Raw genomic sequence first — 15,052 nt, forward strand, 5'->3', positions numbered from 1 at the left:
ATAGAATCGGCCACCGCCAGTCACAGACCGCTCCCGTCTCCAGCGTTTTCATGGCGCCGGCACTGTCTCGCGACGTCCCTGCTCAGCCTGATGCTGAGCGTGCTCGCGGGATGCGCCGGCACCTCGACGCCGTCAGCGCGGTATACGTTACCCGCGCCGCAGGATACCGTGCAGTATACGGATTCCGCGACACGCGCTCTGGTCCTCGAGCCCATCCGCATCGCCGACTACCTCGACAGTGACGGCATCGTCATGCAGCTCAGCGACATCGAGATACATCAGGCCAGCAATCACTTGTGGGCCGAAAATCTCAGCCGTCAGCTCGAAAGGAGCCTGCGCCATCATCTGAGCCTTGCGCTGCCCAACGTACGCGTCTTGCGCGACAGTCGCGGAGCGGATGCCGGCGAGGCTCTCAGCGTCAGGCTCGACGTGGAGGAGTTTCAGGGGCGTCACGATGGGATGGCCGTCGTCAGCGGACAATGGCAGTTGCGAGATGCCGAGGGCCAATTGCGTTCAGTGCAGCGTTTTCATGTCGAACGCCCTCTCGATGCAGACGGCTACCCGGCACTGGTTCGCACTCTGGGCCGTGCCTGGCAGACGGTAGTCGAGCAACTGGCCGCGGACATCGCCAACCCGCCATCCGCCAGCTGATGACGCAAGAGGCTTGCGGGGGAATCCGCGTGGGTCATGTCGGGAGGTGCATATCGCATTGATTTCTGGCATCATACTGGACGCGGCTTACGACCAGTCACCTCGCCGCGCCCATTCCAGGCGTACGATTCCCGCTACCGCCCTGATCCCGTTTCGAGACACATCGGCCCCTGACTGGCACCCTGACGACGGGTGACCGGCGGATGTGCGTTGTGGAGTTTTCATGTCCTTTTCCGAACTTGGCCTTTCCGCCGAGCTGCTGCGTGCCATCGAGGCACAAGGCTACACGACCCCGACACCGATACAGCGCCAGGCAATCCCGGTTGTCCTCAAGGGTGGCGATCTGCTGGCCAGCGCGCAGACCGGCACCGGCAAGACTGCCGGCTTCACCCTGCCGATGCTGCAGCGCCTGAGTGGCGGCGCACGCCCCCGCGCCCGGCAGGTCCGGGCCCTGGTGCTGACGCCGACTCGCGAACTTGCCGCCCAGGTAGGCGACAGCGTACAGACGTACGGACAGAATCTGCCCCTGCGTTCGCTGGTCATTTTCGGTGGCGTAGGTGCCCAGCCGCAGATCGATGCCCTGAAATCCGGCGTCGACATCCTGGTCGCCACTCCGGGCCGCTTACTCGACCTGCAACAGCAGCGTCACGTCGACCTCTCCCAGGTAGAAATACTGGTGCTCGACGAAGCCGACCGCATGCTCGACATGGGCTTCATTCGCGATATCCGCCGAATCCTTACGCTGTTGCCGGCGCGGCGCCAGAACCTGTTGTTCTCGGCCACGTTCTCGACCGAGATCCAGACGCTCGCCGACGGGCTACTGAACGCGCCGACCCATATCGAAGTGGCGCGCCGCAACACCACGGCCGAAACCGTCGACCAGGCCGTCTTTCGGGTCGATCGCGGCCAGAAGCGCGAACTGCTGGCCCATCTGATCCAGACGCATCGCTGGTATCAGGTACTGGTATTCACCCGTACCAAGCATGGTGCCAACCGTCTCGCCGAACAGCTCTCCAAGCAGGATATTCCCGCCATGGCCATCCATGGCAACAAGAGCCAGTCGGCGCGCACCCGGGCGCTCGGCGCTTTCAAGGATGGTAGTCTGCAGGTACTGGTGGCCACGGATATTGCCGCCCGCGGCCTGGATATCAGCGAGCTTCCGCATGTGGTCAACTTCGAGCTGCCCAACGTACCCGAAGATTATGTGCACCGTATCGGCCGCACGGGCCGCGCGGGTAGCGAGGGTCAGGCGGTATCGCTCGTATGCGTCGATGAGGACAAGCTGCTGACGGATATCGAGAGGCTGATCAAGCGCAAGCTGCCCAGCCACGTCGAACCGGGCTTCGAACCCGACCCCAACGCCCGTCCCGAACCCATCGAGAACGGTCGTCGCGGCCAGGGACGCCGGGATGGCGGCCAGCGTCGTCAGGGCAGCGGTGCCGGTAACCGCAGCAACGCCTCGTCGGGCCAACGCCGACAGGAGGCTAGCGACAAGCCGGCACGTCAGCGCCGCCGGAGCAGCGCCGGTCGTCAGAACAGCCGCTGAAGCAGGAAGTTTCGTCCGCTAAGCCGCCAGCCGTGAGCGCAGCCGCGCCACGGCCTGGCTGTGTAGTTGGCAGACACGAGATTCACTGACGCCGAGTACTGCGCCAATCTCCTTGAGATTGAGTTCTTCCTGATAATACAGGCCCAACAGGAGCTTCTCGCGCTCCGGGAGGCCATCAATCGCCCCGATCAGCTGTTCGCGCTGGTCTCCCTGAAGCAGCGATTCCAGAGGAGATAGCGGAGCTCCCTCCCCGGCGGCAGCCGGCTCACCACTCTCCTCGACGACTTCATCGAATGCCAGCAGGTGACCGTTGTTGGCGTCGATCAGCAACTGTTGATAGTCAGCGAGCGCCATGTCCAGCTCCGCAGCGATTTCGCGCTCCTCGGGCGGACGCCCCAAGCGCTGCTCGAGCCGCCGAACCGCCTGATCCAGCGCCCGCGCGTTACGGCGAACGCTACGAGGGATCCAGTCGCGGCTGCGCAACTCATCGATCATCGCACCACGGACGCGCTGGCTGGCATAGGTGGAGAAACTCGCCCCTTGGGAGGTGTCGTAGCGTCCCAGTGCGTCGAGCAACCCGACCATGCCTGCCTGAATGAGATCTTCCAGCTCGACGCTCGCCGGCAGGCGTACCTGCAGGCCCAGCGCATGGCGTCTGACCATGGGCAGGTATTGTTCAAGCAGCTCTGAATGATCGATTTTACCCTGTGCCGTATACATCGCCTCGCCTCGGGTCGAAGTTAGCTCAAGTCCAGTAGCGTCTTGCTTACTGACCCATGACCCACGCTGGCATTATTGACGCGACGGCACACGTCCCAAGTCATGAATACCCGGTACTTCCGGGTCCTATTTTCCGCTTTGTATCAATATGTAGCGCATGCCAGGCGAAGACCTCCTCGAGCGGCATGGGCCTGGCAAAGCGATACCCCTGCAGTTGATCGCAGCCGTACTGCCGCAGCAGCTGGTGCTGCTCGGCACTTTCCACCCCCTCGGCCACCACGATCAGATTCAATGCATGCGCCATGCGGATGATGGCGTCGATGATATTGCGATCGTCGTCATCATCGACCATGTCCATGATGAAGCTGCGATCGATCTTGAGCGTATCGACGGGAAAACGTTTGAGATAGCTCAGACTGGAATAGCCGGTACCGAAATCGTCGAGTGCCACCGAAGCCCCTGCCGCTCTCAGGCGAGTCAGCAATTCCGCCGCCCGGGCCGGCTCCTGCATCAGCGAGCTTTCGGTGATTTCCAGGGCAATTTCTCCCGGCGAGACGTGATGGCGACGCATGACGCGCTGCAGCTGTTCGGCGAAATCGCTCTCCATGAACTGGCGTGCCGCGATGTTGACGGCTATCTGGGAGCTGCATCCCCGCGCTTTCATGCGCTGCAGGTCCTGGCAGACACGCTCGAGAATCCAGTAGCCCACCGGCACGATCAATCCGGTATCCTCAAGCACGGGAATGAACTGTGCCGGGGATACCGGGATGCGGTCCGGTCCGCGCCAGCGCAACAGCGCCTCGAAACCGACCAGATCCAGACTGCGGGCACAGACCTTGGGTTGGTAATAGAGTTCGAAGTCCTCGTTTTCCCAGGCCCGGTTCAGCGCGCTCTCCAACGACAGCCGACTCAGCGTGGTTTCGTCGTCGCCCGACTTGAAGAAACGTATCGTGTTGCGTCCCTGGTACTTGGCGTTTGACAAGGCGACATCGGCGTTCTGCATGAGGATATCGGTATTCTCGCCATCCTGCGGATAGCTGGAAATACCGATGCTGGCCGTGATGAAGACGGCATTGCGCCCAAGCATGAAGCGTTGCCCCAATGCCACGGTGATGCTGTGAGCCACGACACGCTGCTCTTCCTGGCTGCGCTCGCCTTCGAGCACGACCGCGAATTCATCCCCTCCCAGCCGGGCCAGCAGCGCTGCCGAATTCAACGACACATGGATACGCCCGGCGACTTGCTTGAGCAGCTCATCACCTTGATGAGGCCCGAGACTGTCATTGATCTGCTTGAAACGATCGAGCCCGACGAGCAGCAATTGAAACGGCTTGCGCTGCCGACAAGCCTCTTCCAGCCACTCCTGGCAGTGAGTGCGGTTGGCCAGCCCCGTCAGTTGATCATGATTGGCAAGGTACTGCAGACGTTGCTGACGCTCCCGATCCTCGGTGATGTCGGAAACGATACCCACCAGACGTACCACCTCACCCTTCTCGATCACCGGATACTTGAGATCGTGAACCCAGATGAGGCTACCGTCGGGGCGCGTCATGCGATACTGCAGATCGATGGGAGCGGGATTCTTCAGCCAAGTGTCGCAATCGTAGACCATCTCACGGACACGAGGCAGATCGTCAGGATGGATGTTATGCGTCCACGCGGAGGGATCCCTGTTCAGGGTGTCGAGCCCGATACCCAGCAGTTGCTCGAAAGAAGGGCTGATGTATTCGTACTGTCGCGTTCGGACATCGAATACCCAAAAGACCTTGGCAATCTTGTCGATCAGTTCACGAAAGCGTGACTCGCTGCGCTCCAGTGCCGCGTGCAGGCGGTACTGCTCGCTCACGTCCCGCGATACCACCAGCACGAAGCGTCGTCCCGAGACGCTCAACGGGACAAAACACAAATGCCAGTCGCAGCAACCTCCCTGGCAGTGGTGCCGCCTGGCTACACATTGCTGGCGTACCCCCTGCAGCGCCTTGTCAAGCAACTCCAGCAGACCAGCGTGCTGCGTCTCGGGCCATCGCTTCACCCAAGCATCGCCGGGAATCGTCTCGCTTTCCGGATACCCCAGCAGAACCCGCCCCTGCTGCCCTACGAAACACACCAGCCCTCGATCGTCGATGATCTCGACGCAGCCCTCCTGCGCTTCGATCAATCCACTCAGCAACGCCTGCAGCCCCTCTTGCAAACTGCCATGACGATAAGCGACGGCCATCTCCCGGACCTTATCGCCGCCCTCTCCCTCCAGGAGCAGGCGTTCGATAAGAGACAAATCGTTATTGGGCGAATTGGACAGCGCCATAGTAGGTTCCACAGTCGTGTCAGTGGATAAACGCCTCAGCAGAAGGCCAGTCATTTGCACAAAGCAAGCCGAGCCGGCACGTACTCAGCGGCCAGCTCCCTTTTATATCGGCTGTCAATTTAAGAACTGTAATCCTGCGGCACATGGCGAAGCACCTGCGCGGTTCCAGGCTCCGCTCTAGCGGTAATCGACGATGATCTGGAGCCCTTTCACGCGCATATGCGTGGCCTGGCCGTTATCGGCGTGCAGACGAAAGCGGAACGTCAGAGGCGTTTGCGCCGGCAGGCCTGCAAGCGCATCACTCATGCCACGGCCCGCAGGCAGGGTCATGCAACGGTCAAAGTGGCAAAGCCAGGCTTCCAGCTTCGACATGGCCTCCGTCGGGGCCTGGTAGCGCCAGTGAATCCGGGTGATGCGTCCCTGCCGAGCAGGGCCGCCTGTAGGGGGTGACAGCGCCTTGGAGGTTTCGAGTCGCCCCGGAGTGGTCAGCAACACGCTTTTGCCTTGGGCGACCCAACTGCCCGCGGCGGCCAGTGCGCCTTCCGCCGAGGTCAGGCCGAACATCAGCACGAGCCCCAGCGTGGCAGCGGTTCTGCATGCAGGACGCAGGAAAGACATTATCCGACCATGGCGACATGAGCGTCGCGTTCGCGCAGGATCAGCAGCTCGGTGTCCAGAAAGCGCGCAGCCGACTGTTGCAAGTTGACCAATAGACCCGCCGAGGGCGATAGCCCCGCGTGCACGACCAGCAGGCGACGCGGCCCTCCTGCCAGACGCAACCGCTTGATTGCCAGGTAGGCGCGCCGAAAGCCCTCGGGATCATGCTCGACCCACAACGCCCAGTGTGTCTGCTGTTGCACCAGGGCGGGCAGATGCGGGCTGCGTACGTCGAGTGCCACCACACGCCAGGCATGGGCCTTGCCGACCCAACGATGCCCCTGACGCTGCCAGCGCTCAAGGGCTTCCATCACCCGACGCGACGCCGCGGGAGGCGACGTCGGCAACCCCACCGTCATCAGCATGCGACGAACCTGCGGTACGGGTGTCGAGCTCCCCGGTGCCGGACTCTCCGGTGCCGAAGTTCGGGATACAGACGACTCGGCGCCCAGTGGGCTGTCGCCTGACTGCGCCTCGGCCCAGCGACGTAGCCCTGCGGCCTGATCCAGACTCATATGGCACGCTCCGGTACCAGGCCCGCCCCACCCAGATCGCGGAAGGCGTCGCAGGCCGTCAGCAGTTGTACCAGCGCCTCGAGTAGCGCGACGGCCGAGCGTGAACGTCTCCCACCCAGCAGGCCCAGCAGTTGCGCCCGCACATCCAGCGCCCACTCGCTATTCTCCTGGTCGAGCCGGCTGGCAACCGCCGCCAGCGCACCGGCCAGCAGTAGCTGCAGCTCGGGATCGCAGGGAGCATGACCCCTGTCAGCCACACGCTGCCAGGCACGCTTGATCAATGCCGGCTGCTCCTCCTGAGCGAGTTGGTGGCAGATCGCCCGCTGCTGGAATGCCTCGTCCTGCCGCCCCGGCATGACGGGAGACAGCCAGTAGCGCTGTGCCAGCCACTGGCCACTGTCGCTATCGGTCAGATCGCCCCACCAGGCCCTCACCGGCTGACCATCCGCCAGCTTGACGCCAAGCGTGCGCAACACCAGACGCGCGGTACGGCCTCGGTAGCGACAGGTCAACGCCTCGTGCTGCTCCCCGACCTCATCGCCAAGCGCACTGAGCATGTGCCGTTCACCTTCCAGCGTTACCCGTGTATTGCCCTTGGCGCTGGCCAGCCACCAGGTCGGCGGGCACTCCCCGGTCAGCCCAGCCAGGTGACGGCGCACATCGCGTCCGGGGCAGGCCGGCAGCAGATGGCAATCGACTTCCTGCTGGTGCGCGATATCGAGCAGACGCGCCAGCTCTCCCGCCGGGAGGCGATGCATCAGCCAGGGGAAGGTCAGCGGGATGCCTTGCCTGTCCAGCGCCAGAGCCGGTAGCTGCCAGGTACTTCCCGAAGGAGCGCCCAGACGCGGCCACAACAGCACCTTTGCCCTCGAATCACCGCGCCCCTGTCCATCCGCTGCCCATGCCACTGGATCGAGCAACTCGGCCATGCCGCTCGCCTGCTTGGCGGACGACTTGCCGGTCAGTTGCCAGGCCCATTCCAGATTGGCGAAACCGGAGACTTCCCGGCGCAGTATGTCCAGCGTTGCCGCCAAGGCCCGGCCCTGGCCCAGCAGTCCGCGGGTCAGCGCCTGCAGCTTGCGACCTGCGACGGGCTGCTCGCGTGGCACGACGGTATCCAGTGCAAAGGGCGAATCGCCATGCACCGCCAAGGCCTGACGCAACAATCCCTCGCGTTCGGCCAGGCGCAGGTCCTCGGGCACCTGCTGGCCGTGGGAGACATACAGCACACGCAGGCCATGACGCATTACGGTATCCAGCACGGCACCCAGGCGCGGCGCCTCGTCGACCTTGGTCAGGATGCAGCCGTCCAGCCCGGTACCCGCTTCGCGCGAAGCCTCCTGGTAGGTCTGCATGACATCCTCCAGCGTATCGCCGTGACTCGCGGCGTTGAGCAGCAGCAGGCGGCGTACCGGCCGGCTGCCGCCGCCCAGACGGGCGATCTGCCCGGCCAGACGCTGGTCGCGCTGGCTCATGCCGACGGTATCGATGATCACCAGTTTCTTGTCGGCAAGCTGGTCGAGCAATCCGCCCAGCGGCGCATCGGCCTGCAGGGCGTGAACTTCGACCCCCAGCAGCCGGGCATAGATACGCAGTTGCTCATGGGCGCCGATACGGTAGCTATCCGTCGTCACCAGCGCGACCCCGGTGCCGCCATGACGCATCACGTAGCGCGCCGCCAGCTTGGCCGTCGTGGTGGTCTTGCCCACGCCGGTCGGTCCGACCAGCGCAAAGACGCCGCCCCGATCGAGCAGCGCCGCCTCGTCATCCAGCACCGGCAGGCGCGCAGCCAGCTGCCGCTCGAGCCAGGCTCCGGCACGGGGAGCATCGCCCCCCATCTCGGTCGGCAGGGTCTCGAGCAGATCGAGTACCAGACGCGGCCCGAAACCCGCCTGCAGCAGGCGCTGACGCAATGCCATCACGCCCGGCGCAGGCAACGCTTCCTGCGTCCCGCTGCCGGGCTGGCGAGACAGCATCTCGCGCATGCCCTGCATTTCGCCCAGCAGCCTTTCGCTCAGTGCTGCGAAATCAAGGGGTCCACTCGACACCGCCGTGCCCGTCTCCGCGACGGCATGACTCGGCGATGGGGCGCCCGGCTGCAGCGGCGCAGCGACACGCGGCGCAGGTACGTCGCGTACCTCGCCTGCCGTCAGACGCTCGTGCTCATCGTTGGCCAGGGCCAGGACCTCGACCCCGTCCTCGACACGCCGATTGGACAGGATCAGGGCATCCTCGCCCAGCGTGGCGCGCACTTGTCGCATGGCGTCGCGACTGTTGGCGCCGGTGAAGCGATGCACGCTCATCAGTGACCTCCGATCATGGTCGTGACGCGCAGAGTGCGATCATCGGGAATTTCAGCCTGGGACATCACGACCAGGTGCGTGATGCGACGGCGCAGGAAGCGGGCCAGCAACGCGCGCAGTCCGTGCTGGACCACCAGTACCGCCGGTTCGCCGCGCGCTTCCTGACGCTCCACGGCGGAAACGGACTGCTGCATGAGCGTATCGGCCAGCCCCGGCTCCAGGGCACCACCGTTGCCCATCGCCTGGGACAGCACCTGTTCGAGATTGGCATCCAGGCCGATGACATGCAGTTCCTGACCGCCCGGGAACCACTGTTGGGTAATCGCCCGTCCCAGCGCGACCCTGACCATCGCCGTAAGATCGTAGGGATCGCTCTGCGGTGTGGCGTGTTCGGCCAGCGCATCCAGAATCGTGCGCATGTCGCGGATCGAGACCTCTTCGCTGAGCAGGTTCTGCAGGATGCGCTGCAGCGTGGTCAGCGAGAGCGTCTTGGGTACCACGTCTTCGACCAGGGCCTTGTTCTCTTCACCGACCTTGTCGAGCAGTTGCTGAACCTCCTGACGACCGAGCATCTCTCCGGCATGGCCGTGCAGCAGATGGTTGAGGTGCGTGGCCACGACGGTGCTGGCGTCGACCACGGTATAGCCGTAGACCTGCGCCCGTTCGCGTTGGCTGCCTTCGATCCATACCGCCGGCAGGCCGAAGGCCGGATCCTTGGTGGCGGTACCTTCGATGCTGCCCGACACCTGCCCGGGATCGATCGCCAGCCATTTGCCCGGATAGGCTTCGGCACGCCCGACCTCAACGCCCTTGAGAGTGATCACGTAGGTGTTGGGTCCCAGTTCGAGGTTGTCGCGGATATGCACCACTGGCGGCAGGAAGCCGACATCTTGCGCGAATTTCTTGCGCACGCTCTTGATACGTCCGAGCAACTCGCCCTGCTGGCGATGATCGACCAGCGGAATCAGGCGATGACCCACTTCGAGTCCCAGGGTGTCGACCAACTGTACATCATCCCAACTGGCTTCGGGCGTCTCCGGCGTCGGCGGCGGCACCTTGGCATTGACCTCCTCCTCGGCGCTACGCTGCTCCTTCTGGGTCATCCACCAGCCCAGCGAACCGAGCAGCACGGCAAACAGCAGGAACACCAGATTGGGCATCCCCGGCACCAGGCCCAGCAGGCCCATCACGCCGGCGGCCAGGAACATCACCTGAGGGTTGTTGAAAAGCTGGCTGATCAACTGCTGGCCAACGTCCTGATCGGTGTTGACCCGCGACACCGTGACGCCCGCCGCCGTGGAAATCACCAGCGCAGGAATCTGCGCTACCAGACCGTCGCCGATGGTCAACAGCGTGTAGGTGCGCGCCGCCTCGCCGAACGGCATGCCGTGCTGGGCCACGCCGATGATCAGTCCCCCGATCAGGTTGATGACCATGATCAGCAGGCCGGCCATGGCGTCGCCGCGCACGAACTTGCTGGCACCGTCCATGGAGCCGAAGAAGTCCGCCTCCTGAGCGATCTCGTTACGCCGCTTGCGAGCGTCCTCCTCGCCGATCAGGCCGGCGTTGAGGTCGGCATCGATGGCCATCTGCTTGCCTGGCATGGCATCCAGGGTGAAGCGCGCCCCGACTTCGGCGATACGCCCCGCACCCTTGGTGATGACCATGAAGTTGATGACCACGAGGATCAGGAACACCACCAGGCCCACGGCGAAGTTGCCACCGATGAGGAACTCGCCGAAGGCTTCGATGACGTCGCCCGCCGCGCCGGCACCCTCATGCCCATCCATCAGCACGACCCGGGTCGAGGCGACGTTGAGCGACAGGCGCAACAGCGTGGAGAACAGCAGCACGGCCGGAAATGCCGCGAAGTCGAGTGGCTTCTGGGTGAACATGCTGACCAGCAGCACCATGATCGACAGCGCGATATTGAAGGTGAAGAACATGTCCAGCGCGAACGGCGGCAGGGGCAGGATCATCATCGACAGAATCATGATGATCAGTACGGGCCCCGCCAGCAGCTTGAAGCGTGCGTCATTCAGCCAGGTCTGACGGCCCAGCAGGTCACTCAGCGCATTCATTCGGATTCCTTGGCATCGCTAGCGGCTTGGCGGCGATCGTCGTGTTGAGAGGCCTGCGTCTGGCTGTCCAGTTCATCGGGTACCGGCAGGTTCTTCGGGGTTTCGGGCATCACACCGCCCTCCTCGCGCATGCGCTTCAGGCGATAGGCCCAGGCCAGCACCTCGGCCACCGCAGTGTAGAGATCCGCCGGTATCTCGCGATCGAGATCGACGTGGTGATACAGCGCCCGAGCCAGAGGCGGCGCTTCGAGCAGAGGAATATCGTGTTCCCGGCCCAGCTCGCGGATCTTGGCTGCGACATGATCGGCGCCTTTGGCCACCACGCGCGGTGCTGCCATCTCCTGGTCACGGTAGGAGAGCGCCACGGCATAGTGAGTCGGGTTGGTCACGATGACATCCGCCTCGGGCACCTTGCTCATCATGCGCCGTCTCGCCATCGCCTGCTGCTGCGAGCGGATGCGCCCTTTCACATGCGGATCGCCCTCGGACTCCTTGTGCTCCTTGCGAACCTCTTCCTTGCTCATGCGCAACTTCTTGGCATGGCTCCACAACTGGTACGGAACGTCGATGAGGATCACCACGATCAACGAGGCAACGATCAGCGCGCAGCCCAGAGCGGCCAGCTCCATCGCCGTCGCCAGCGCCTGATGCAGCGACTGACCCGCCAACCCCAGCAGCTGTCCACGATGCGACCAGAGGAACATCACCGCCACGCCGCCCACCAGAATCGACTTGGCGATCGCCTTGGCCAGCTCGGCCAAGGCTTGTGACGAGAACATGCGCTTGATGCCCTTGACGGGGTTGAGCTTGCTGGCCTGGGGCTTGAGCGATTTCGCGGAGATCAACCAACCGCCCAGCAGCATCGGCGCCACCAGCGCCACCACCGTCAGCAGCGCGAACAGCGGCAGCAGCGCGAACAGCGTCCGCTGTCCCAGCTGCCAGATGTGCGCCAGCATCATGGAGGTGTCGAAGGCGATGCCCCGCTCGAAGAGAAACGACTGCTCCATGACCAGACCGAGCTGGTCGTAAAGCAGCCTGCCCATCGACCAGAGCCCGGCCACGCCTCCCGCCAACAGCAGGAAAGTGGTCAGTTCGCGGGAGCGCGCAACCTGGCCATCCTCACGCGCCTTTTCCAGGCGCCTGGGCGTGGCCGCTTCGGTCTTGTCATCATCGCTGTCGCTTTCCGCTGCCATGTCCCTCTCCGCCCACGGGCGTCGGATGGTCGGGTGGATGCAGCGTATTCTGGCGGGACAGGGCGAGAAGCAATCATGAGAAAAGCGCGCCGATTCACACGCTATTTACCGGGACACTGGCCCCGATGAAAACGCATCGGCCCCTGCCGATGCGAAGGATCAGGGCCCAAGCAAGGGCCCTGGAGAGGCAAACCGCTCAGAATCCCAGGCTGTCGAGCAGGTCGTCGACCTGATCCTGGCTGCTGACGGCATCTTCGCCATCGGGCTTGATCTGGGGACCATTGAGCAGGGTATTTTCCTGTTCCTTCTTTTCATCGGCGGCACGCTGCAGCTCACGACGCTCATGCCCCTCGGGAACATTGTCCACCAGCACCTGAACCAGCTGGTTCTCGATCTGGCGGATGACTTCCATCATCTTCTTGATCACCTGGCCCGTCAGGTCCTGAAAGTCCTGAGCCATCATGATTTCCAGCAACTGGGCATTGGTCGCCTGGGTCTTCGCGGGGATATCCTGCAAGTAGGTGCGGGTATCCTTGACCAGTTCCTTGGCATCGCTGAGCTCGATGGGAGACTCGAACCAGGACTGCCAGCGCTGATCGAGCTGCTGCGCTTCGGCTTCGAGCTTTTCCTGGATAGGCTGGGCCTGGTCAATGGCGTTAAGCGCGCGATCCGCTGCCTGCTCCGTCATCATGACCACATAGTTGAGACGATCACGAGCATCGGGAATGGCCTGCGCCGCTTTCTCGACCTCCTTGTCGAGCCCCAACTCGCGCATGCTGTCATGCAACATGCGCGTCAACTGGCCGATCCGCAGAATCAGATCGTCGGCGGGCACGTTACGCGTGGCCCCCTCTTGTTCTTTAAGCGCTTCTCCGCTCATGATCTGTGCTCCTCCAGGCTCACTTACCCAGTTTTTCGAATATCTTGTTGAGCTTTTCTTCCAACGTCGCCGCGGTAAAAGGCTTGACCACGTAGCCGTTGGCGCCCGCCTGGGCAGCCGCGATGATATTCTCCTTCTTGGCCTCGGCCGTTACCATCAGCACGGGCAGATGGGAAAGGCTGGCATCCTGACGAATCTCCTTGAGCATGGCCAGACCATCGAGGTTGGGCATGTTCCAATCGGACACCACGAACTCGAATCCTCCCGACCGCAGCTTGTTAAGCGCCTCCTGGCCATCCTCGGCCTCTTCCACATTGGTGAATCCCAGCTCCTTCAGCAGGCTGCGGACGATACGGCGCATCGTCGGAAAGTCGTCCACCACCAGGATACTCATGTTCTTGTCAGCCATCGTATTTCCTCGTCATGCTTGGCTCGATGCATCGGCCTGTACGCCGGCACTATCTATGAATGGGGATGAGCCGGCGACTGCCAGTCAACCCGTTAAAATTCTTCCCAATCGTCCACCTCGGCGGCCGGTGCCTTTGCGCGGGGCTGCTTCAGTGGCGCTAGAGAGCGCGCCTCGCGGGAGCCGCCCGACGCCAGCATTCGGTTCGCAGAAGCATCCGGCGTCTGCGTCGCATCGCCGTCCAGTCGGAACGAAGCGACCGCCTTTTCGAGCCGACCCGCCTGGTTTTCCAGTGAAGCCGCCGCCGCCGACGCCTCCTGAACCAGCGAGGCATTCTGCTGCGTGACCTGATCCATCTGGCTGATCGCCTGATTGACCTGGCTGATGCCATTGCTCTGTTCCAGCGATGCCGCCGCGATTTCATCCATGATGTCGGTGACGCGCTGTACCGACGCCAGAATATCGCCCATGGTGCTACCCGCCTGATCCACCAGCTTGGAACCGCTCTCGATGCGTCCCACCGAGGTATTGATCAGTTCACGGATCTCCTTGGCAGAAGCGGCCGAACGGCTGGCCAGGGTCCGCACCTCACTGGCGACCACCGCGAAACCGCGGCCCTGCTCACCGGCCCGTGCCGCCTCGACGGAAGCGTTCAGCGCCAGAATGTTGGTCTGGAAGGCGATGGAGTCGATCACGCCGATGATCTCGGCCATCTGATGGGCCCCGCGGGTGATGTCGCGCATGGTCTGTACCACCTGGTCTACCACCTCACCGCCACGTCCGGCAGTCAGCGAGGCATCGGATGCCAGTTGGCTGGCCTGGCGGGCATTGTCGGCATTCTGCTGCACCGTGGCGGTCAATTCCTCCATGCTCGAGGCGGTCTCTTCGAGCGAAGCGGCCTGCTGCTCGGTTCGCGAGGAGAGGTCGGCATTGCCTTCGGCAATCTCACGGGCTCCGCCGTGAATCGAGCCGCTACTCTGGCGAACCGTCCCCACGGTACGCGCCAGCCCTTCCTGCATCCGCTTCATGGCAGCATACAGACGCCCGATTTCGTTGTTACCCCGGTCCGTGATACGCCGGGACAGATCCCCCTGGGCAATCCTGTCGAAATGCACGACCGCCTCGTCCAATGGCCGGACCACCGCCTGCATCAATCCGAAACGTACCGCCAAGGCGATCAGAACCGCCAGCCCCAGCAGTCCCAGCGATGCCAGGTCGATGAGATGGGCAAAGTGCGCGTTATCGGCGACAAGGGCTTCACCACGCTCCTCGCCGTAATGAATGAAATCGTCGGCCGTATCGTTGAAGGCTCGAGTCAACTGCAAGATGCCTTCGTCATGACCGTCGAGATACTCCGGGTCCGCGCTGTCGAGCAACGGCATCAGCCCCTCGTTGACCAACGCGCCATAAGCGCTGGTAATGGCCTCGACATAGGGCTGTCGCGGGCTGCCTTCCGGCACCGGAACGGCCTGGAACTCCTCGAAGCGTTGCCGACTCTCCTCCAGGGCCCCTGCAGCCTGCGCGTGGAGGTTCTCGGCCCGGTCGGCCTGCCCTTCCTGATAGGCGCTGACGTAGCTGGACATCAGGATTCGGGCGCGCAGCAGATTCACCTGAGCGCGATTGAGCGCATTGGTCTGCTCCACGTTGATCTGCGCTAGCTCATCTATCGCGTCGCCACTGACGTTTTCGGCCATGTATCCCAGGCCCGTGACTATCGCAATCAGAACCACCATGACGCCCATGGCGAGGTTCAGGCTCAGCCTGACCGAGAGGTCGCGCATCTTTCGCTTCATCA

12 protein-coding genes are annotated in these 15,052 nt (G+C 63.3%); 2 read left to right on the forward strand and 10 right to left on the reverse strand.

Annotation, left to right across the window (positions count from 1 at the left end; all coding sequences use genetic code 11):
* The first annotated feature begins 90 nt into the window (after positions 1-90).
* Positions 91-651: a PqiC family protein gene (locus tag ACYQ12_RS11040; RefSeq protein WP_459871489.1), complete on the forward strand. Its 561-nt coding sequence runs from the start codon at positions 91-93 to the stop codon at positions 649-651.
* A 223-nt stretch (positions 652-874) separates the two neighbouring features.
* Entirely contained in the window at positions 875-2,197 is a 1,323-nt protein-coding gene (locus ACYQ12_RS11045; RefSeq protein WP_459871491.1) for a DEAD/DEAH box helicase, read from the forward strand.
* A gap of 18 nt (positions 2,198-2,215) precedes the next feature.
* Here the strand turns inward: ACYQ12_RS11045 and ACYQ12_RS11050 are convergent, their stop codons facing one another.
* From ACYQ12_RS11050 to ACYQ12_RS11095, 10 genes are all read right to left on the reverse strand, one after another.
* Positions 2,216-2,917 carry an RNA polymerase sigma factor FliA gene (locus tag ACYQ12_RS11050; RefSeq protein ID WP_459871494.1) on the reverse strand — a complete coding sequence of 234 codons (702 nt, stop codon included), beginning with the start codon at positions 2,915-2,917 and terminating at the stop codon, positions 2,216-2,218.
* Positions 2,918-3,017: 100 nt separating this feature from the next.
* Positions 3,018-5,222, reverse strand: coding sequence for a putative bifunctional diguanylate cyclase/phosphodiesterase (locus ACYQ12_RS11055; RefSeq protein ID WP_459871497.1), 2,205 nt, complete (start codon positions 5,220-5,222; stop codon positions 3,018-3,020).
* A 177-nt stretch (positions 5,223-5,399) separates the two neighbouring features.
* Positions 5,400-5,840: a flagellar protein FlhE gene (locus tag ACYQ12_RS11060; RefSeq protein WP_459871500.1), complete on the reverse strand. Its 441-nt coding sequence runs from the start codon at positions 5,838-5,840 to the stop codon at positions 5,400-5,402.
* Positions 5,840-6,394: a hypothetical protein gene (locus tag ACYQ12_RS11065; RefSeq protein WP_459871502.1), complete on the reverse strand. Its 555-nt coding sequence runs from the start codon at positions 6,392-6,394 to the stop codon at positions 5,840-5,842. Before ACYQ12_RS11065 ends, ACYQ12_RS11060 begins: the two co-directional genes overlap by 1 nt.
* A complete protein-coding gene (gene flhF / locus ACYQ12_RS11070; protein ID WP_459871505.1) occupies positions 6,391-8,697 on the reverse strand; it encodes a flagellar biosynthesis GTPase FlhF in 2,307 nt (768 codons plus the stop codon). Before flhF ends, ACYQ12_RS11065 begins: the two co-directional genes overlap by 4 nt.
* Positions 8,697-10,778, reverse strand: a complete 2,082-nt coding sequence (flhA, locus tag ACYQ12_RS11075) for a flagellar biosynthesis protein FlhA (RefSeq protein WP_459871507.1) — start codon at positions 10,776-10,778, stop codon at positions 8,697-8,699. The genes flhF and flhA overlap by 1 nt, the downstream gene beginning before the upstream one ends.
* Positions 10,775-11,971, reverse strand: coding sequence for a flagellar biosynthesis protein FlhB (flhB, locus tag ACYQ12_RS11080; RefSeq protein ID WP_459871510.1), 1,197 nt, complete (start codon positions 11,969-11,971; stop codon positions 10,775-10,777). Before flhB ends, flhA begins: the two co-directional genes overlap by 4 nt.
* Before the next feature lie 196 nt (positions 11,972-12,167).
* Positions 12,168-12,851 carry a protein phosphatase CheZ gene (gene cheZ / locus ACYQ12_RS11085; RefSeq protein WP_459871512.1) on the reverse strand — a complete coding sequence of 228 codons (684 nt, stop codon included), beginning with the start codon at positions 12,849-12,851 and terminating at the stop codon, positions 12,168-12,170.
* 19 nt (positions 12,852-12,870) lie between these two features.
* Complete coding sequence (gene cheY, locus ACYQ12_RS11090; protein WP_459871514.1) at positions 12,871-13,260, reverse strand: chemotaxis response regulator CheY; 390 nt, start codon at positions 13,258-13,260, stop codon at positions 12,871-12,873.
* Positions 13,261-13,352: 92 nt separating this feature from the next.
* The gene (locus tag ACYQ12_RS11095; protein WP_459871517.1) at positions 13,353-15,050 is read right to left on the reverse strand and encodes a methyl-accepting chemotaxis protein; all 1,698 of its coding nucleotides are present in this window, start codon (positions 15,048-15,050) and stop codon (positions 13,353-13,355) included.
* Positions 15,051-15,052 lie beyond the last annotated feature (2 nt).

This window comes from Halomonas shantousis (assembly GCF_054654615.1).

Excerpts from the sequence above, each read along its gene's own strand:
- ACYQ12_RS11095 (WP_459871517.1), bottom strand. The coding sequence starts at position 15,050 with ATGAAGCGAAAGATGCGCGACCTCTCGGTCAGGCTGAGCCTGAACCTC.
- ACYQ12_RS11045 (WP_459871491.1), top strand. The coding sequence starts at position 875 with ATGTCCTTTTCCGAACTTGGCCTTTCCGCCGAGCTGCTGCGTGCCATC.
- ACYQ12_RS11065 (WP_459871502.1), bottom strand. The coding sequence starts at position 6,394 with ATGAGTCTGGATCAGGCCGCAGGGCTACGTCGCTGGGCCGAGGCGCAG.
- cheZ (WP_459871512.1), bottom strand. The coding sequence starts at position 12,851 with ATGAGCGGAGAAGCGCTTAAAGAACAAGAGGGGGCCACGCGTAACGTG.
- flhA (WP_459871507.1), bottom strand. The coding sequence starts at position 10,778 with ATGAATGCGCTGAGTGACCTGCTGGGCCGTCAGACCTGGCTGAATGAC.
- flhB (WP_459871510.1), bottom strand. The coding sequence starts at position 11,971 with ATGGCAGCGGAAAGCGACAGCGATGATGACAAGACCGAAGCGGCCACG.
- ACYQ12_RS11055 (WP_459871497.1), bottom strand. The coding sequence starts at position 5,222 with ATGGCGCTGTCCAATTCGCCCAATAACGATTTGTCTCTTATCGAACGC.
- ACYQ12_RS11040 (WP_459871489.1), top strand. The coding sequence starts at position 91 with ATGCTGAGCGTGCTCGCGGGATGCGCCGGCACCTCGACGCCGTCAGCG.
- ACYQ12_RS11050 (WP_459871494.1), bottom strand. The coding sequence starts at position 2,917 with ATGTATACGGCACAGGGTAAAATCGATCATTCAGAGCTGCTTGAACAA.
- cheY (WP_459871514.1), bottom strand. The coding sequence starts at position 13,260 with ATGGCTGACAAGAACATGAGTATCCTGGTGGTGGACGACTTTCCGACG.
- ACYQ12_RS11060 (WP_459871500.1), bottom strand. The coding sequence starts at position 5,840 with ATGTCTTTCCTGCGTCCTGCATGCAGAACCGCTGCCACGCTGGGGCTC.
- flhF (WP_459871505.1), bottom strand. The coding sequence starts at position 8,697 with ATGAGCGTGCATCGCTTCACCGGCGCCAACAGTCGCGACGCCATGCGA.